The sequence below is a fragment of the Ktedonosporobacter rubrisoli genome (genome assembly GCF_004208415.1).
Lineage (GTDB): Bacteria > Chloroflexota > Ktedonobacteria > Ktedonobacterales > Ktedonobacteraceae > Ktedonosporobacter > Ktedonosporobacter rubrisoli.
In genome coordinates, this window is sequence record NZ_CP035758.1 from 6,980,795 (window position 1) to 6,999,973 (window position 19,179).

14 protein-coding genes and 1 pseudogene are annotated in these 19,179 nt (G+C 52.7%); 8 read left to right on the forward strand and 7 right to left on the reverse strand.

What is annotated here, in order from left to right:
- Positions 1-223 precede the first annotated feature (223 nt).
- Entirely contained in the window at positions 224-3,232 is a 3,009-nt protein-coding gene (locus tag EPA93_RS30300) for a DNA translocase FtsK (RefSeq protein ID WP_165423493.1), read from the forward strand.
- Between the two features lie 131 nt (positions 3,233-3,363).
- On the opposite strand, the gene EPA93_RS30305 is transcribed toward EPA93_RS30300, so the two are convergent.
- Positions 3,364-4,176, reverse strand: coding sequence for a DUF6585 family protein (locus EPA93_RS30305; RefSeq protein WP_129891111.1), 813 nt, complete (start codon positions 4,174-4,176; stop codon positions 3,364-3,366).
- A gap of 268 nt (positions 4,177-4,444) precedes the next feature.
- Here EPA93_RS30305 and EPA93_RS51080 point away from each other — a divergent pair.
- Positions 4,445-4,570, forward strand: a pseudogene (locus EPA93_RS51080) (transposase); the annotation flags it as partial.
- A gap of 210 nt (positions 4,571-4,780) precedes the next feature.
- Here the strand turns inward: EPA93_RS51080 and EPA93_RS30315 are convergent.
- Positions 4,781-5,653, reverse strand: coding sequence for a YwqG family protein (locus tag EPA93_RS30315; RefSeq protein ID WP_165423494.1), 873 nt, complete (start codon positions 5,651-5,653; stop codon positions 4,781-4,783).
- 251 nt (positions 5,654-5,904) lie between these two features.
- The gene (gene trmD, locus EPA93_RS30320) at positions 5,905-6,627 is read right to left on the reverse strand and encodes a tRNA (guanosine(37)-N1)-methyltransferase TrmD (protein ID WP_129891113.1); all 723 of its coding nucleotides are present in this window, start codon (positions 6,625-6,627) and stop codon (positions 5,905-5,907) included.
- 418 nt (positions 6,628-7,045) lie between these two features.
- On the opposite strand from trmD, the gene EPA93_RS30325 reads away from it, so the two are divergent.
- The 6 genes from EPA93_RS30325 (at position 7,046) to EPA93_RS30350 (ending at position 12,335) form a co-directional block, all read left to right on the forward strand.
- Complete coding sequence (locus EPA93_RS30325) at positions 7,046-8,638, forward strand: sensor histidine kinase (RefSeq protein WP_129891114.1); 1,593 nt, start codon at positions 7,046-7,048, stop codon at positions 8,636-8,638.
- Positions 8,639-8,640: 2 nt separating this feature from the next.
- Positions 8,641-9,360, forward strand: a complete 720-nt coding sequence (locus EPA93_RS30330; protein ID WP_129891115.1) for a response regulator transcription factor — start codon at positions 8,641-8,643, stop codon at positions 9,358-9,360.
- A gap of 129 nt (positions 9,361-9,489) precedes the next feature.
- A complete protein-coding gene (locus EPA93_RS30335; protein WP_129891116.1) occupies positions 9,490-10,479 on the forward strand; it encodes a uroporphyrinogen decarboxylase family protein in 990 nt (329 codons plus the stop codon).
- A gap of 336 nt (positions 10,480-10,815) precedes the next feature.
- Entirely contained in the window at positions 10,816-11,334 is a 519-nt protein-coding gene (locus EPA93_RS30340) for an NUDIX hydrolase (protein ID WP_165423495.1), read from the forward strand.
- A gap of 4 nt (positions 11,335-11,338) precedes the next feature.
- Positions 11,339-11,680 carry a hypothetical protein gene (locus EPA93_RS30345; protein WP_129891118.1) on the forward strand — a complete coding sequence of 114 codons (342 nt, stop codon included), beginning with the start codon at positions 11,339-11,341 and terminating at the stop codon, positions 11,678-11,680.
- Positions 11,670-12,335, forward strand: coding sequence for an MEDS domain-containing protein (locus tag EPA93_RS30350; protein WP_165423496.1), 666 nt, complete (start codon positions 11,670-11,672; stop codon positions 12,333-12,335). The genes EPA93_RS30345 and EPA93_RS30350 overlap by 11 nt, the downstream gene beginning before the upstream one ends.
- 31 nt (positions 12,336-12,366) lie before the next feature.
- Here the strand turns inward: EPA93_RS30350 and EPA93_RS30355 are convergent, their stop codons facing one another.
- The 4 genes from EPA93_RS30355 to EPA93_RS30370 all read right to left on the reverse strand — a co-directional run bounded on the left by EPA93_RS30355 (position 12,367) and on the right by EPA93_RS30370 (position 19,020).
- Positions 12,367-13,359, reverse strand: a complete 993-nt coding sequence (locus tag EPA93_RS30355) for an AIM24 family protein (RefSeq protein WP_129891120.1) — start codon at positions 13,357-13,359, stop codon at positions 12,367-12,369.
- A gap of 554 nt (positions 13,360-13,913) precedes the next feature.
- The gene (locus EPA93_RS30360) at positions 13,914-14,318 is read right to left on the reverse strand and encodes a hypothetical protein (protein ID WP_129891121.1); all 405 of its coding nucleotides are present in this window, start codon (positions 14,316-14,318) and stop codon (positions 13,914-13,916) included.
- Positions 14,319-14,396: 78 nt separating this feature from the next.
- Positions 14,397-15,656 (reverse strand): bifunctional phosphopantothenoylcysteine decarboxylase/phosphopantothenate--cysteine ligase CoaBC, encoded by a 1,260-nt coding sequence (gene coaBC, locus EPA93_RS30365; protein ID WP_129891122.1) that lies wholly within the window; start codon positions 15,654-15,656, stop codon positions 14,397-14,399.
- 229 nt (positions 15,657-15,885) lie between these two features.
- A complete protein-coding gene (locus EPA93_RS30370; protein WP_242527169.1) occupies positions 15,886-19,020 on the reverse strand; it encodes an FHA domain-containing protein in 3,135 nt (1,044 codons plus the stop codon).
- Positions 19,021-19,179: the final 159 nt, after the last annotated feature.

Genomic DNA, 19,179 nt, shown 5'->3' on the forward strand with positions numbered 1-19,179 from the left:
AGAAATGCTGATAGAGATCAGGCCAGGCTCTAAAGCTTGCTAGCCTAGTTATAACATGTATAGTCGTCTCCGGCTTTGAGAACGCTGTCTGTGGCTGTTGACAGTGTTGGCCCGATGCTGCTCGTTATGCCTATTGCTTCTAGGAGATGTCTGCGCTATCATACTTGGTGTCTTATTTTTTATTAGGAAGGCGTTTGGTATGTACTTGTAGGAAGGCATTGGCATGGCAGGTAGTAATCGAGAGAGCGAAGCGAAGCGTATCAACCCAACGGGCGGGCAAGGCACTTCGCGCGTAAGTAAGGCGACGGGACGTATTGGTTCACCCAGTGTACAGGCTGCGCGGGTTGAGCAACACACAAATCTATCGTCTACTACCAAACAGAGCTCGCGTACACAGACAAGCAAAAAGCAAATCACACGTGGGCGACAGAGCGGCAATAAGAAGAGCGCTACCCGTACGCGTTCGATCTCTACGCCTATCCCTGCCTCCTCTTCAAGTGCTCCGCGTGACACAAAGTTTCTGCAGTGGGCCTACGAAAAATGGAATTCGCTGGAGCCCCATCATCAGCAGCGGGTCTTCAGTATTCTTTTACTGATCCTTTCGCTAGTATTACTGGCCTCGCTGACTATTTTCGCTTCTGCCCCGCTCTTACAGGGCATCCATGGCTTTTTCCTTACGTTCTTTGGCTGGGGAGCCTATCCTCTGGCCCTGGGCCTTGTCGCCTTTGCTATCGCCCATCTGCTGGAGGGCCTGCGCAATCAGCGCCTTATACGCTGGCCGCTGGTGATTGGACTTGTGGTGATCTGGCTCCTGTTGCTCATGGAGACGCGCCTGATCCTGGGATCTATGAAGGTAGGGGCCCTGGCCGAGGTGCTCGTTATTCTTCTGCTGGGCTGGCCGCCCGCCATAGGGCATGTCCTTGTCTTGGGACTACTGGCTCTGGCTATCATTCTAACATTCCGCATTACCTTCGGTCACGTACTGCTGGTGGCCGACTATGTGCGCCAACTCTTTGCCGAGAATGGGCCTTCAGCTGAGGAGAGCAAGCGCAGGCAAGCTTCCCCATTTCTTGGGCTACGCCCGAAGTATAGCCACTATATGGGTGGTGGGAAAGAGGCCAGCGCTCAGGCTAAGCCCGCCCCCAAGAAACGGCAGGTTCAGCAAGATGACGACATTCCGCTCAATGAACAGGAGACTGTGCCCCTCGAAGACGATCTCGGCGGCGAGTACGAGGATGAGGAGGCTGAAGATCCGCTTAACGATATTAATGTACACAAGCAAGAAGTCGGTCTTGTGCCGCGCGGTCGCCGCGTCCCCAAGCAGCTTGACCCCGAGGAACATGCCCAGGCAGTGCAGGGCGCAAGCCAGCACGAGCTGCCCTTTGATGAGCAAGTCGCGCTTAAGTTTCCACGCAAGGCGCCCAAAAAAGTCAGCGAGATGGAATCTCTGGCGCCAAATCCACGCTTGCCCGGTCAGCCCAAGGCGCGAGCGGCCAGCCAGCCAGCTCAGGTGATTGTCTCAAGCTGGAAATTGCCAGATACCGCGCTCCTCAATAATCCTGATGAAGTCAAGTTGCAATTGCTTGGCGACGACACTACGAGCCTGGCTAAAACCATCCAGGATACGCTGCGCAGCTTCCGCGTCGATGCCGAGGTCAGGCCCGAAGATATCAGCATTGGCCCGACAGTGATTCGCTTTGGCATTCGTCCTACCGGCAAGCCTGAGATGAAAATGGACGAGAAGACTCACAAGATGATGCCCGTGCGGGATAGCACCGGCAACATTGTCTATGAGACGCGCACGCGCGTGAGCCGGATCATGGCCCTGCAAAACGACCTGGCCCTCGTTCTGGAAGCCAAGGCGATTCGTATGGAAGCGCCAGTCCCCGGCCGCCCATATGTTGGCGTGGAGATTCCCAACAAGAATAGCCGCCTGGTAACGCTGCGCGAGGTACTTGAGAGCAAAGAATACCAGGGCATGAAGGCCAAATCGAAGCTGGCTATCGCCCTTGGCCGCGACGTCGCTGGCAAGCCGCGCGTAGGCGACCTGGCCCGCATGCCTCACCTGCTCATTGCCGGCGCGACCGGAGCCGGCAAGAGCGTGGCCATCAATACGATTATTGCCAGCATTTTAACCCAGGCCACCCCCGATGACGTGCGCCTGCTCATGGTCGATCCCAAGATGGTCGAACTGAGCATGTACAACGGCATCCCACACCTGCTCTCGCCAGTAGTAACCGAGGTGGACAAAGTAGTGCCCCTGCTCAAAAGAGGCATCACTGAGATGGAACAGCGCTATCGTCTCTTCTCGCAGCTGGGCGTACGCAACCTCGATGGGTATCGCAAGATGCGCCTGGAAAAGCTGGCCAAAGGCGATACCTCGCTCAATAATCTGCCCGCCATCGTCATCATTATTGACGAGCTGGCAGATCTAATGATGGCAGCACCCGAAGAAGTAGAAGGCATGATCTGTCGCCTGGCCCAGCTTGCGCGCGCGACAGGCATCCACCTGGTTATCGCCACGCAGCGCCCTTCGGTCGATGTCATCACCGGCCTGATCAAGGCCAATATTCCTACGCGCATCTCCTTTATGGTCAGCTCGGCCGTCGATTCGCGTACAATCATCGATATGGGAGGCGCTGAGCGCCTTCTCGGGCGCGGCGATATGCTCTACCTTCCCGCCGATGCAGGCCGTCCAGAACGCATTCAGGGCGCATTTCTGGCCGATGAGGAAGCCGAGGCCCTGGTGCACTACTGGCGTCAACAGATTATTGAGCGCGCCATAGCTATTGGCGAGATCGCCAATCCGGCTGAGGCCGAGAATAAACCCCAGGTCGAACCTGGCTGGGAGATCTCGGAGCAGCCAGCTGAAGAGTTTGAGCTAGACGATGAGCTGCTGGATAAGGCCGAGGAGGTGGTACGCGAATATGGTCGGGCCTCGATCTCGCTCCTGCAGCGCCGTTTGCGCATTGGCTACTCACGTGCGGCCCGTCTCATAGATTTGCTGGAGGAGCATGGCATCATTGGAAGTGCCGAGGGCGGTGGACGCTCCCGCGAAGTACTCGATGGAAGCTCTGACGATGGCTTTGATGATGGCGAGCTCCACACGCTGGCTGACGAGGCAGTTGATATTATGGCCGACCAGCAGCGCAATGAGTTTTTACGCCAGCAGGCCGAGGCTATAAAGCGTCAAAAGCCCGCGCAGAATCCTCCTCACGAGGATATTTCCTAGCGCTTTATAAATTGTTACTGTCAGCCAGCAGCTTTTATAAAATAGTGTATCGGCCCTCATCCATTTCAGGCCAATACACTATCTCACCTGTGCTAACAGATAAAATGCCCGCTACCACTTCCTTCCTGGAGTCAGGATATGCTCGTGCCCCTATCTTTTTCCTGCTTGAGAAAAGTTTCTGCCAGGTTGAGAAAAACCATGACGTTGGGTACCTTTCTCATTTCCTCCAGATTCGACCATTTTCCCCATCTCTTGACCCTTACAAATCCTTCGTGCAGATCTACGGCCTCGATCTGCTGGCAGGGCAGCACCTGCCCTCCCTTACTCAACTCTTGTCGCTTCAATGAGAGTGGACCAAAGCTAATAGTCTGGCCTTTCATAACCTGCTCCATAGCAGGAGGCAACAGTATTCGTGTTGTCTGCTCGCTGATCGTGTCGCCAACAATTTCTATGGCCCCTAGATCATCATTAAGCTCTATTTTAAGCCCATCCTTACGCTGAATAATAAATAGATACATCGTCCTGATATAGCTGCCATTGCGATAAAGACGAATTACATGGCGCCACACTGCCGTGATTTGATCCCAGCGAAAAGGCTGTGCTGTGTGATCGCGCCCATAATAGATAAAGCCATCTTTATAGAGATAGAGGCGGATTGCACTTTTCTCAAGACGAGATGCCCAGGAAAAGAAAAGAGGGCTAAGACCCAGAGGAATGAGGGCTATAATGATGAAGACCCAACCAGCAGCGCCACCTGCCATACAGGCTATCCCTATCAGGCAAAAGACCAGGGCCGTCCCCAACATTACAAATCCCCCTCTTCTGCGGGCATGGGCAAGATAAGTATTGGAGCCGAATATGTTGCGGACGCTCCCCATAGTATGTTTCCTGGCCATCTGTTCAATCTCTGTAGGTACGCCGAGGGAAGTTTGATCCGATTGCATGTGTTGAAGCTTCCTTTCATTCAACGGCTTTTTAGCAAGCTACATACAGTAGACAAAGTGAACTCCGAATCTTCTTCTCAATATGCGAGATGCGCCTTGAGAAGACTCAGATCTTGAGAGAGAGACCATTTATAACAGGTAATATGCCATCTGTCTTTGCAGGAGAAGATGGAGCAGTTCACATTTTGGTTCCTCATCCTCCAGGGGGATGGATGAGTTTGTCATAGGAGAAAAGAGTGAGGAAAAGAAATGACGCAAGGCGCTTTCGGCATTCGTCAACTGGAAGCCGGAGATTCTTGCCTTTTTTCGCTTTCTGCCTCCTCGTATCTCCAATGGGTCTGTCGAAGGGAAAAAGAATCGAACCAAAACGATGATGCGACAAGCGTATGTCTAGCGCAATTTTCGCACCATGCGTTTATGCATCTTGATGGAACGGGGAGGAGAGGACGAGAAAAAGCTCATCCATCCTCTTGAAGGGCGGAGAACCGCTCTTTTTTTTCTCTTTCGATGCACTTTCTGCATTTGTTGGTCAAGACGAGGGAAAGGTTGTTGAGATCAGGCATTCGCATCAGTTCACTCAGACAAGGAGAGCCATATGGAATGTTTATCCGCACTGGCCTTCCGTGCGCGCAAGGTCAAACCGACGTTCTTGCAAATCCTTGCGCCGGATCAGATAGTAGAGCGTTCCAGCATCTCCCAACCACATGAAATCTTTCATGCCAGGCACCGTGTACTCCAGTTGCAGGAGCAGGACGAAATCCTGCATGTCCGCCTTATCCATTGGTGGGCCTTGTTGAAAGCTTGCATAGCCCAACATTCGTTGCGGGTAATCACACAATTGGCGATCATCGTCGCAAAAGATCCCATCAACAATGATCTCCTCAGAGAATGTAAAGAATGCCTGCTCCTTCTCGCTATCTCCGTCATCTGCTGTCCACTCTTGTGGAAACGTCCAGTTTGGCTCAAATGTAAGAGATGACTGCGGAAAGGGATACACGCCGTTGGAGGGCATATCTGGGCGAAGTGTGGTGAGATCACCATCCCAATACAACACACAGGCCCCGTATCTCTCGTTTAATTGAGGAAGAGCGATATCTGGAACTGGATCGTCACTCTCGTTCCACGCGAAAAAATAAAGCATGCCTGTCTCGGGCAACAGTTCGCGAGCAAAATCGAAACAGGCGATTTCGGCGAGGTTGATCTGCACAAGGAAGCTCAACGGCGTTTCCGCTGGTGCGCCAGTGTCGATGGAACCAGTTGAGCCAATCGTGGGGTAGGCCATTGCGGGCGGCAGGTCAGGCTGCCCGCCGAATTTACTCTGGCCGATGGGAACGACGTCTTGAGGTGTCATCTTGAGCCTGAGCGCTGGCTGCCGTGTCGCGAGCAACAGCTGCTCAAAGGTCGCAAGTCCCGCTTCTCCTAATTTCATGTGAATTTGCGCCAAATCTTCATCAAGCTTCTTTTGACTGCTGTTCATGTTCCTCTCCATCTCTTAAACTGTTGTGCCGGACAGGCACAAACCGGAAGGCTCTCCGCCTTGTCTGTATCTATTTCTTTGTAGGTAACGGGAAAGCGGTAGAGAACATTGCGGCAATGGCCACCTTACGGGTACATTTGGGAATTATCCTGGGGGAAACCGTTGCGAATCGGGATGGAACGGGATGGATGAAACAAAAGCTCATCTATCCCCTTGAAGGACGGAGAACCCACATTTTTTAGGCCTGGCGCTTATTCTTCCTGATCAAGCTCTTTGAGCAACTTCTGGTCCTCTTTACTGCTCAGATCGAGCTTAGCAAAGAGATCCGGCCGCCTCTGGCGCGTCTTGCGCAGAGCTTCCTTACGGCGCCAGCGCGCAATCTGTGCGTGATGGCCTGAGAGCAGCACACCGGGGATACGCCAGCCACGGAATTCGGGCGGGCGTGTATAATGAGGATATTCCAGCATGTTGCTGCTATGGGATTCTTCGGTCGTCGAGCCTTCTGTAAGCACGCCGGGGATCAGGCGGCTTACCGCATCAACTACAACCATAGCCGCCAGCTCGCCGCCCGTGAGCACATAATCGCCAATCGAAAGCTCATCGGTAACCAGGTAACGGCAGACGCGCTCATCGACGCCTTCATAGTGGCCACAGATAAAGGTAAGGCGCGGCTCCTGGGCCAGTTCCTGCGCGATCTGTTGCGTAAAGAGACGTCCCTGGGGCGTCAAAAGAATCACGGGGCCGCTTTGATGCACGGCCTCCACGGCCTTGAAGATCGGATCGGGCTTCATTACCATACCCAGGCCGCCACCATAAGGATAATCATCAACAATATGATGCTTATCGGTAGTTGCCGCGCGAATATCGTGCAGCGCAATGCTGAGGAGTTCACGCTCCTGAGCGCGCTTAAGTATACTTTCTGTAAAAGGTCCCTGGAACATGCCAGGGAAAAGTGTGAAGATGTCGATATGCATGAATCTACTCACCTCGGGTCATATGTGTTACAATAACACCGTTGCCGCTGAGTGGCAAGCCTTTTTTTGACATCGTGCTGTAGAGTTCTCATCTCCCAGAACTGGTAAACGCCATGTGCGAGTTTTTTTGCTATAAGCGGCGAGGGAACAAGAAAAGCTAGCTCTTGCCAGAAGCTAAAGTTCCTGCACGCAATCCTGTGGACAGAACAAATACCTGGCACAAATCGCTTGACCTTCTCGACCATTCGCTGTAATCTGTTTCTGCTGGCGCGGCGGCTGAGTCCCCGAAGGAAAACCCTGCTTATTCCCGACTCGCTTTGAGGATATCGCCAGAGAGAAACTTGCGCATCGGAAGGGTAATGCAGGATGCTAACATTCCTGCATTTTGTGAATATGCTGGAGCCGTAGCGGAGCTATTATGTCGTGGTCACAAATGCAACCCGAGGATTTAAACAACCAACAAATCATCCTTGTGGGTAGCGCTATCCGGTTATTATGTGGTGAAGCCGGCGTCTTTGTGGTCGCTAATGAAGCATTCGACCCACAAAGCAGCGAGGAGTATATACTCTACAGGTTAAAAGAGCCTGTTCTGCCAATCCTTAGCGAACATATTCAGGAACAGGCGCAGCCCAATTCACACCGTCCCTTTGTGATCACGCCGCTCTCGTCTGCTCTAGCTGTACAACTTGGCCTTGATGAATATATCGCCACGCATCGAGGTATCGAGCTCTGTTCACTGGCTCTCTTCGATCTCAGCGGATCGTTAGGCACGCTTCATTTTCTCAGGATCGCCCATACCCGATCCTATTTTGAACAAAACGCAGGCAGCGAAGAGGCTGAAGGGGATCGCGAATTGCTCCCACTCTTCATAGCCCAGGTAGCAGCCGGCCTACGTTTTGCCTTAAAATCACAATCGTTGATCAAAGAGCAAGGAAGATTCGCCGCTATTTTCCACAACAGTGCCGAGGGTATACTCACAGTAGACAATGCCCTACGGATTATCGATTTTAATCCGGCTATGGAACACTTAACAGGCTGGCGCGAAAGCGAAGTGCTTGGCCAGTTTTACTTTAATATTCTGCGTCCAAAGGATCGCCAGGGCAACGATCTGGGCCTTGAAGATTCGCCAATTCTCCAGGTATTTGCCGGCCAGAGCGTGGTAAATCGTGAAATGATCATTACAACACGAGATGGCGAACATTTTGCAGTTGCGATTACGGCCTCATGCGTGCGTTCAAGCAAAGGGGAGCCGATCAACGGCATTCTCAACGTACGTGACATTACGCGCGAGCGCGAAGAAGAGGAAAGACGTTCAACGTTTATCTCGGTTATCTCACATGAATTACAGACACCAATTGCCATCATCAAAGGTTATGCCTCAACGCTTGCTCGCAGCGATGCTCATTTCGATAGAGCAACCCAGCATTCACGTCTGGTCGCCATAGAAGAAGAGGCGGATCGTCTTAACAAGCTGGTAGAAAACCTGCTCTATGCCTCGCGTATCCAGGCTAACGGCCTGCAGATGGATATCTCATCGCTTGATCTCGCGTCGCTGATCCACAAAGTCGTGCGGCGCATCCAGGCCCGCCGTCAAGATGTGAATATTACGGCCTCAATACCATCAAATCTGCCAACCGTCGTCGCGGATAGAGAGCGTATTGAGGAAGTCTTATTGAACCTGCTGGATAATGCCGTCAAGTATTCTCCACGGCAACAGGCAGTGAGTATCTCCGCGCACGCAACTGGAGAAGAAGTAATTGTCAGTGTAAGCGATAGCGGAATGGGCATCTCGTTGCGTGATCAGGAGCAAATCTTTGAGCGTTTTCATCGCGTCGGCGATCCCATGTCCCAGGCGACACCCGGAGCTGGCCTGGGCTTATATATCTGCCGTGCCATTGTTGAGGCACACGGCGGGCACATCTGGGTAGAGAGCACCTTGCGCCAGGGCTCAACATTTTCCTTTAGTTTACCGCGTGAAGAGAGAGCGCAGTTACCAATGGTGGTGTTTTAAAGATGGAAAAGGAAGCATTTGATCAGCGTGACATGACTATCTTAATCGTGGATGACGAGCCACGCATCCGCGATCTATTACGCATGAACCTGGAGCTTGAACACTATCGAGTGATAGAAGCGAGTAATGGCGTAGAGGCCCTGGAGCAGCTACGCGACAATCTTCCTGACCTCATTGTATTAGACGTAATGATGCCCGAGATGGATGGCTTCGAAACATTACGCGCTATACGCGAGGTCTCGACGGTTCCTGTGGTTATGCTCACGGTACGGCAAAGCGAGCAAGACAAAATCCATGGCCTGGACCTGGGAGCCGATGATTATATCGCCAAGCCATTTAGCCCGCGAGAGCTGCTTTCGCGTATCCGGGCTCTCTTGCGCCGCTCCTTAATGGCTCCGCCAGCGCGCAAGACCGAGATCGTGGTTGACCCCGACTTGAAGATTGATTTCTCGCGCCGCGAGGTTATTGTGCGCGGGAAAAAAGTAGTTTTGCGGCCCACAGAATATCGTTTACTCTATCATCTCGTCAATAACGCGGGACGCCTGCTGACACACGAGACCTTACTCTCTAAAGTCTGGGGCAGCGAGTACCGCGACGAAGCTCACTATCTACGCCTGTATATTACTTATTTACGCCAGAAACTTGAGAAAGACCCGGCTCATCCACAGTATATCCTGACGGAGCGGGGAGTAGGATATCGTTTCAAGGAATTAGATATGTAAGGACGCATAAAACATGCTGCGTGGGATGGCAATTTCCCATGTGGGGAAGATGCACACAGGGTGAGCATTTCCGCTGCTACCTGCCGGTCTCGCCTACCCTGCTGTGTGGAGTCGCAAGAAAGGATATCGATGAATAAAAAGGAACGTGTTGATGCTGCATTACGTGGTGAACCGGTAGACCGTGTTCCGGCCAGCATGTGGGGACACGATTTTGAACGGGAATGGAGTGCTCAGGGGCTAACCGAAGCCATGGTCGAGAACTTCACACGTTATGATTGGGATTACATGAAAGTTAATCCTCGTGCCTGTTATCATGTCGAAGGATGGGGGGCAAAGTATCGTCCATCAGGCGAGAAGTACAAAGCTCCAATTTTTGTCGATGGCCCCATTAAGGGCTCGACCGATTGGAAGCGCCTGCGTCCCCTGGAGCCAGATAAGGGCACGTTTGGCGAACAGCTGCACGCCCTGCAGCTCCTCAACCACGAGATTGGCTACGATGCCTACTTTATGCAAACCATTTTTTGTCCGTTGGGCGTGGCCAGATATCTCGTAGGGAACAAGAGCGAGCCAGTGCTCCATACACTGCGCGAGGAGCGTCGGGCCATGCATGCGGCCTTGCGCACAATTACCGATACCATGATTACCTATGCCATCGCCTGCCTGGAATACGGTGCCAGTGGGATCTTCTATGCCACCAATAAATGGGCCAGCCGGGATCTGCTGACCCCCGACCAATATCAGGAATTTGGCGAGCAGTACGATCTAGAATTTTTTGACGCCATCAAGAGCCGCAGCAAGATTACAGTATTGCATCTGTGCGGGAACCATGTCTACTTTGACCTCCTCTCTTCCTACCCTGTGCAGGCCATCAACTGGGCCACAGACCAGGAAGGCAATCCCAGCTTGCGTGAGGGCCTCCTGAGCTCAGGGAAAGCCGTCATGGGAGGAATAAGCGAGCAAACAACCCTGAAGAGTGGAGAGCCTGAGCAAGTCAAGGAAGAAGTTGCCAGGGCCATCGAGCAAACCGGCGGTCGCCATCTGCTCTTAGCCCCCGGTTGTGCCGTGCCGCCAGAGACACCGGCCAGAAACTTAGAGGCCATCCGCCGCGCCTTAACTTGACACTGGCTGATGCATTAGCTATACTCGCACATAATTCTTCTCCACAGGAGCAGGGCGCTGCCCTGCTCTCTTAAGATAATCGCATACTATTGGCTGCTTGCCAGAGATGGCTAATGTTCAAGCATCATAATGGCGAAATGTTGTATAGTATATTCTAGCATGTAGAAGAGAAGACAGCGCATAGCGCCCATATAGTGCTATTGGTCGAGAAGATAGAGATGGGCGCCCTGAAGTGCATATATCCTCTACGTTTGTGGAGTGAAGCAAGGACACTCGCGCCGCACTTTCGGTGGTAATAGAGAGGGTACATCGCGAGAAATGGAGCGATATCGAACAATGCGGGCTTATTCGGCGGGTGGCGTCGTTTTTCGCCTTACTCCCATGCGCTCCCCTGAGAAAGACTTCGCAGATAGCCAACATGGCTTAGAACTGGAGGCTTCGAGTTCCGAAGATCTGGGATGCGTAGAAGTTGTATTGGTAGGCCGAAGTCACGCCGGTATCTGGGTCTTGCCCAAAGGAACGCCGCAGGCCGGTGAAACAATTGAGCAGGTAGCGGTACGTGAAGCGCGGGAAGAAACAGGCTTGCAGGTTCGATTGATTGCTTATATTGGCAACATCTCGTACTCGTTTGTACGGGATCAGGTACGCTATCATAAACAAGTGCGCCATTTCTTGCTTGAAGCCATCGGAGGCGATACTGCTCTACATGATTATGAATATGACATGGTTGAGTGGTTCCCGCTGGCTGAAGCTTGCCGTCGCCTTACCTATCAAAATGAAGTGAATATTCTTTACCAGGCAGAGGAGATTCTGCAGCGCTGGTTACAAGAACAGCGTAAGGAAGGGCAGATATAGCTATATGCAGACTCAGCCACAATTTGGGTTAATTCGGCGAGTCCTCTTCCCCTATAGTGGAGAAGAGCCACTCACCCGGCAGCAGAGCCTGCGCGTCATCGCCATCTGGGCCATCGTATTTACCTTCCCGGTAATACTTTGTACGCTCACTGCGATCTTCATGGCGCAACCTCCCTTTGTCAGGGCTCTGCTCTTGCTCATAGGAGCACTTCTTTTCGGTATTATCATTTTTGGTGTAACGGCCTGGGCTTGTATCAGCGTGATTAACCGCACTGCTCGCCTGCGACAACAGCAGCAGAATGCTAGAAGGACCAACAGCACCAGTGGAGGTAGGTATGGATCTTAGTGTTGAAGGTAAATCAGAGCGTATTCCCCCTGGCTCACATATCTGCCAGCTTTATAGCAAGGTAACAGAGATTCCTGGTGTGACTGCGCGCCTGATGAGGGTAGGACTCTCAGTCTCCGAAAAATGCCTTTTTGCCGCTGCTCCGGCTCAGGTAAAGGAATTGCGCGACGAGTTGCAAAAGCTACAGGTAGATGTCGATGAGCTTATTCAAGCTGGTCAGCTCGTTTTATACGACGACCGCGAACCTTTTCTATCTAAAGGGAAACGCTTCGATCCCTATACGCTGCTCTCGCAGCACCAGACATTTATTGCGCAGGCGTTGCGTGAAGGCTGGCAGGCAGTGCGCATTTCAATGGACATGACCTGGCTTACCAAAGACGTGGCCTCGCCAGAGCAGATTCTTAAGTACGAAGCGGCATCCGATGCGGTCTTCACCTTCCAGAATGCGCCAATCATAGCCTTGATGCACTATGATCATAGCAAATTGTTGCCAAGTCTTGTGGTAGAGATGCTCAAACTACATCCTATCTCTGTGGTTGGCAAATATATTAAGCGCAATCCTTTCTATCTGAACTCAGAGCAGTACATGCTCAAAATTCTACGTATCAATAAGGAAAAGGAAAAAGATAAGGGGCACAACCCCCCATCGATGTAGTTACATCGATGGGGTCGCACTCCATATTTATTTAGAAGAGATCGCCAAGGTTGAGGTTAAGGTTGCTCTGTCCTCCTGCCTGTGGCGCCCCCTCTGTCGTCGGTGGATGATAGGTCATCGACTGAATGCCTACCCGGCCAGGTCCGACAAAGCGGTTGAGCACTATCGAAGCACCCGCGACCAGCCCGCCGATAGCGCCTAGAATGCCGCCTCCGCGTTGTGAGCCAGCCACGGTAGTAACTGTCATCTGCACCGAGGGATCTTTCCAGAGCCAGGCACCCGGCTCTACGTCCAGCGCCTCGCCGGGTGCGAGCATTTTCTCAAATACGTTGCCATAGCCATGGAGCAGCACAATGCCTTCGCCCCCACGCGCCGTAAACTGATCGATGAACAGCCCCGTACGGCTGAACAGAATATTAGCTGCATTCTGCACAAACGTAAACCCATAATCCACATTGCCGCTGGCCACAAGGAATTGATGCTCGCGCACCTCGACAGTCTGGCCTGGCTGCAGGCGTAGAGCAACTATTTGGCCTACCGAATCGCGCGAGAAGGAGATATTCCCCGGTCCATGGGCCTCGGTAATAAAGATCTGCAATCCTGCAAAGAAGCGTCTTGCCGCTCCCTGCAAAGACTTAAAACCGATCTGCACGCCGGGATGTTTCCAGAGGAGAATGTGATGCTCAAAATAGATGGGCATCTGATTCCCCAGCATAATATCGACGACCGGCACAAGTTCGCCATCGATAGAGATGGTCATATCGGCGATCTGGATTGGTCCCTTGGGATTGTGCAGTTCAGCTTTAGGCACCGAATTGCCGAACATACTGTTGCTATACTCCTCATATTGATTTTGCGGAGTATAGACCCCCTGATTGGGAGGGGTGTAAGCTCCCTGGTTAGGGGGAGGGTAGGCTGCGCGCGCTGGCGGCGGTGGGGGAGTTGGGGACTGGAGTGGCGAACCGCAAGTCCCACAAAATTTAATACCTTCAGCCACCTGGCTATGGCAGCGAGGGCAAATCATATAATGAACCTCCTTATTTGCGTAGACGGCCCCTGCAATTCCATTTTAGCGTAAGTCAAAGATCATGGAAGAGTTAGTAGGATACCAGGATCAGGCCCTTTGGCTTGCAAGGTGCAAAGCACAATTTTTGCAAAAATTGTGCTTCAATCCCATAGAGTATATATAAAAGAACAAACGTAAGCGTCGCTAAAGAAGCGAGCCGCAGTATACATATGACTTGATGATAACAGCATTCAGATAGATACACAAGGGGAAACGAGAGGCAATATACCAGCAGATTGGGAGGAAAGCAAGCAGGCAGAGGTAAAAGAGGGCTGGCAGCAGGGCACAACAAATAATAGAGGCATAGATTGAGTAATAGCTCTGAAACCCTTGACCGCCCTCTTATAAAAAGCGGTAGCAGCTACTATGTAAAGCTCATGTGCAAGAGACGCCAGAGGGCAAAGCCTCCTGTGGAAAGGAGAGCAGCCTTGATTACCCCTGAGACCTGGCACGGAAGCAGGGGATAACCTGAAAGTAACTTGCACATAGCGCCACTGGAGCAGGACCAGTACTTAGAGAACAAAGCTATCGGCGAGCGGGCTGCGAGAAGTACCATTCTCACGCTTTTCGCCATTCAGATTGACTGATTGCTGGCCACCGGTAGAGCGTCCAGGCTGAGAGTTATAATTATTTTGCTGTTGCGACGCGGCCGGTATTGGAGCTGGCGTATTTTGCAGGCTTTGCAAACTTTGCAATGCGGCCTGTGCTTGTGGATTCACGGACACAGGAGCGCCTTGCTCGGTCGCAAGCTGAATAGTCTTACCTTCAATTACCACAGCGATGCCAATACCCCTCCGCAGATCAGCGAGCTGACGCCGCAGATCACGGTTTTCAGCCTCTAACGCATCCATCAATTTTTTTTGCTCAAGCAGCATCTGAGCGATGCCTTCAAAACCAGCGCTAGCAGCACGATCCATAGTGGATTCCTCCTGCGTACTTCGTGTACCCAATAATTCTAGAACAAAATCACCCATCACAACGCCACATCTCCCAAACTACATAGTGCCCAGGAACGGCACGACACGATCCCAAATTGCCGCCGCAACATCTGATTTAGCCATTACAGGTAAATCTTCCACCGCCCCATCGGCATGGAAGATCAGCACTTTATTGGTATCAGTTGCAAAGCCACTATCCGAACGTGTAACATCATTAGCCACGAGCAGATCTAGCTGTTTGGCTGCCAACTTATGGCGTGCATTGGCGATGATATCTTCGGTTTCGGCAGCAAATCCAACACGTATCAGGCGACGTCGCGGTTGCTCATTCCTATTATGCGATTCCTGCAGTGGCTCGGCAAGATCTTTGAGGATATCCGGATTCTGCACGAGATGCAAAGAAAAAGCATCTGTCTCGCTCTGTCCCCTTGCCTGTCCACTGACTTTCTTTATCTTTTGTGCTGCTGGCTCAGCAGGACGAAAATCTGCCACGGCAGCACTCATTATTAATACATCGGCATCAGTAATAGAACTATAGACGGCATCGCGCATCTGTACAGCGGTCTCAACTCTCTGTACCTCTATGCCATAAGGCGCAGGTAGCGCAACTGGCCCGGATATCAATAGAACGTGCGCGCCACGATCTCTTGCCTCTATGGCCAGAGAGTAGCCCATCTTGCCGGATGAGCGGTTGCCTATATAGCGTACGGGATCGATGGGTTCATGTGTGCCACCGGCGGTAATGATGACACGGCGGCCAGCAAGATCGCCACTGCGCCCAAGAACCAACCTGATGGCCCCTAATAAGCTCGCCGTATCTGGTAATCGACCCGGGCCCACATCGCCCGAAGCCAGGCGTCCTACTTCCGGCTCTACAATATATGCGCCGCGTTCCCTCAGCAGGTTCAGATTCGCCTGCGTTGCCGGGTGGGTATACATATCTTTATACATTGCCGGGGCGAGAAGCAAGGGCGCTCTCGTAGCTAGAGCCACTGCCGTTAGCATATTGTCAGCTGCACCTCCGGCAAGCTTAGCTATGGTATTGGCGGTTGCCGGCACTACTGCTAACAGGTCCGCCTCTCTTGCGAGCGCAATATGTAGCTCAGCGGCTTCGCCCGAAGGTTCCCAGAGGTCGCTATACACGCGTCGATGGCTCATGGTAGCAAATGTGAGCGGACTGACAAAATCTCCCGCGTGCTCAGTCATAATCACATCTACCAGCGCGCCAGCCTGCTGCAACTGGCTCACAAGCTCAACGGCCTTGTAAGAGGCGATCCCTCCACAGATACCGACGATAATTCTGCTGTTAAGTAACATTCTGGTTAACTCGTTCCCTTGTTGGACCGTCCTATGAGAACACTGCTACAATAGCATAGACGCGGCCTGCACGGCAAGCTCTATGCCAAGAAGTACCATTGAGTATTGTTCAGGCACATTTACCATGTTCACACAACGGGAGGCGTATGTGTATATATTATTGCTATTTCTGCCTGGAAAACAGCTAGCAGGCCGCAGTCTCAACTTTTGCCCGCAGCCTGCGCTAGCCTTACGTACGCGCGTCCTTTTGCTTGAGGAACCAGGCAATCGCGACGCCCAGGAGGACTATCATCAGCAGCAGAATGGCCCACACAAGCAGCAGATGGAAGACTGCGCCAGGAACCGCATCGGCCTTATGCAGCGAGGTGAAGAGCGTGCCCTTAAATGAGAAGGCATCTTCCCCTACCTTATCGCCGTGGAGGCCAACGGTTGAGCCCATACCTGCCATGGCCCAGCGCGCCGGGAAGAAAGCTCCCAGGATCTGCAGGGCGGGCGGGCTATCCAGCGAGAAAACGACGCCGGCAAAGATTACCTGCGGCAAGAGGGCTAACGGAACCATACTCATGGCTCGGTCGCTGTTGGGCACCAGGGCCGAGATGACCAGGCCAGTCATCAGGCCGGCCACGGAAGTCAAAGCCATAGTGATGTAGATCTCTATGAACGGTGGCAATAAGATGCTAGTCTGGAAATGAGCCTTCAGATTGACAAGGAAGACAAGCACAAAGCTCTGTACCAGGCATAGCAAGCCCAGCACGACGATCTTGGAGAACATATAGGGCACGATCCCCAAATTGACGTTGCGCTCGCGATGGAAGATAGGCGCCTCTTTGACAATCTCGCGCACACCATTAATACAGCCGAACATAACTGCCGCGAAAGCCATGATAAAGAGGATCTTCTGCGCATCTCCTCCCGAACCAGGAGCTATGGCATCCTGAAGCAGTTGCTCTTTCGATTTGCCCTGCTGAGCTGCAAACTGGTCTCCCTGTGGGCTATTGAGCAGGTCTACAACGCGTCGGCAATCAAGAGAAGTAATTGGTCCTGAGGTATCCAGCGGATTGGCGCGTAAGGGACAGGTAGCGATACTTGTCGCATCAAACGTCCCGCTGCCTGACAACAAGAATAGCACCACGGCAATAATCGGCGCCTGGAGCAACAGGATAAGCAAATTGCCAGTATCGTTGCGCAACAGCTCCATATAGCGCAAGGAAAGAATCACAAATTGCTTCCAGGGATTGCCGCGCTTGGGCGGTTTGATCGTCGCCGTCTGTCCCATGCCGCTGGCATTACCAGCAGGTCCCTGGCTGATCGGCTCGACGACATAGCGCTGATAATCGGCCGATTGTTGGAATTTGGCCTCAGCTTCGGCGGGAATATTGGGATTCTCATCAGTCGGTTCCAGAGCGCTGTAGATCTCGGCAAAGTCGGTCTTGCCAAAATAAGCCTTGGCCTCTTCCGGCGGTCCGAAGTAGGCAAGGCGACCACCCTGGCAGAGAAAGCAGACATAATCGCAGCTATTGATATTGTTGGTAGCATGCGTCACAAGTACAATCGTACGGCCGCGGTCGGCCAGGCGGCGCAAGAGCAGCATCATCTTGCGATCAAGGCCCGGATCAAGGCCCGAAGTCGGCTCATCCAGGAAGAAAACGTTAGGATTGGCCAGCAGTTCTAGAGCAATCGAGACACGCTTTCGCTGTCCGCCCGAGAGCTTGCTCACGAGCAAGTCGCGACGGCGCGTCATATCCACATCGTCAAGCACTTCATTGATGCGTTGCTTGATCTGCGCCTCGGTAAAGTCATCGGGCAGACGCAGCTTAGCCGCATAATACAGGGCATGCTCGACAGTCAGATCGCGATGGATGATATCGTCCTGGGGCACATAGCCAAGCTGTGTACTGAAGGATGCCAGGTGTCGATAGTAATCCTGGCCATTATAGAGTACCAGACCTTGATTCGCGGGACGCAGGCCATTGAGGGCGTCAAGGAGCGTAGATTTGCCGGCGCCAGAGCCTCCAACCAGAGCGACGAACTTGCGCGGAGGAATAGTAATCGAGACGTCGTTAATCAAGACTACCTGCTTATTCCCCACTTTCTTGAGGTGCAGGGCATCGATACGCACGCCATTACTCTCATCATGCTGGGTTAGTTGCGTACCGGTATATGTAAGTTTAAACGGCCCGATACGGATCTCATCGCCTGGCTTGAGCAGCTGGTGGGTTACACGCTGCGCATTGACAAAGACATGGTTGGTACTTTTCTTATCAAGAATGCGATAGCCATCTTGCACTCGCTCTAACTGTGCGTGGTAGCCAGAGACCTGCGGATGATTTAAGACAACATTGTTATCGGGCAGGCGTCCAATCGTGATAACGGGAGCGCCAAGAGGATAGGGCCGGATCTCCGGTAAGAGTTCCTGCGAGGCTCCGCTTCCATCGTTATAGGTGAGCGTAACCAGCGTGCCATGCTCATCGCTAATACGGAACACATCCCCACGCGACAGCACCTTGCGGAAGGGCTCATCGCCACGAATAACGTGTCCCTGATAGGTAATGCCGTTGAGGGTACGACCACGCGCCGGGTGCGGATGCACAAAGACTAGCTGATTGCCCTCGCGCACAATCTGGGCATGATAGCCGGAAACCGTGGGACGGTTAATGACAATATCGTTAGCCGGGTCGCGCCCGATATTGATCACCTGTTTGGTCAGCGGATACGACTGCTTTTCGCGATCGGTATTGGTACTGACCTCAAGCATCGGCGGTCCCGCAGAGCCCGCACCATCAGTAGAGCCCATGAGCCCGGCCCGCATTGTTCCCCCTTCACTATCAGAGGATGCTACCGTTGGCACATAGGGAGGCGGCGGAGCGACAAAAGCCGGAGGAGGGGCCGCCATCATATTCTGTTGAGGCGCAGGTGAGGGCTGGGGAAATCCCAGCTGAGGGGGCTGTTGAGGCACAGGCGAGGGCTGCGAAAACCCCATCTGAGGCGGCAAAGGCGCACGCGACGCTTGCGGCGCCTGGCCACCAGGCGCAGGAAATCCCTGCTGCTGGGGTGCCTGGCTCATCTGGAACATAAAAGTCACGCCTGCGCCTAACGTAATCGTGTCGCGGTCATTAAGCGCTGTTTGCTGTATATTGCGCTGATTGACCAGCACAGTATTCTGCTGAGCCAGCTTCGTAATACTCCACACGCCCTGGTTAAAGGTAAGTTGCGCGTGATGGCGTGAAATAGAGGGGTCAGTAATGGGGATATCATTACCAGGTTCGCGCCCAATCGTAACTATCGGTTTCGTGATAGGATAGGTATTTCCTGCCAGGGGGCCGGCGAGAAACTTGAGCGAACCTAGAGTTGAAGGTGGTCCCATGACTTCATCCATAATGTTAAGAATACGTCGTACCATCCGCTGAGCAGCAAAGAAAGCGGTACGACTTCTCCTTTCTTAAAATATGGCCTGCCAGGTTATGTTCTGCCGCTACCCGGGCCAAGAGAGTCACATCTATCTGCGCCAGCGTTTTCTGTGCCA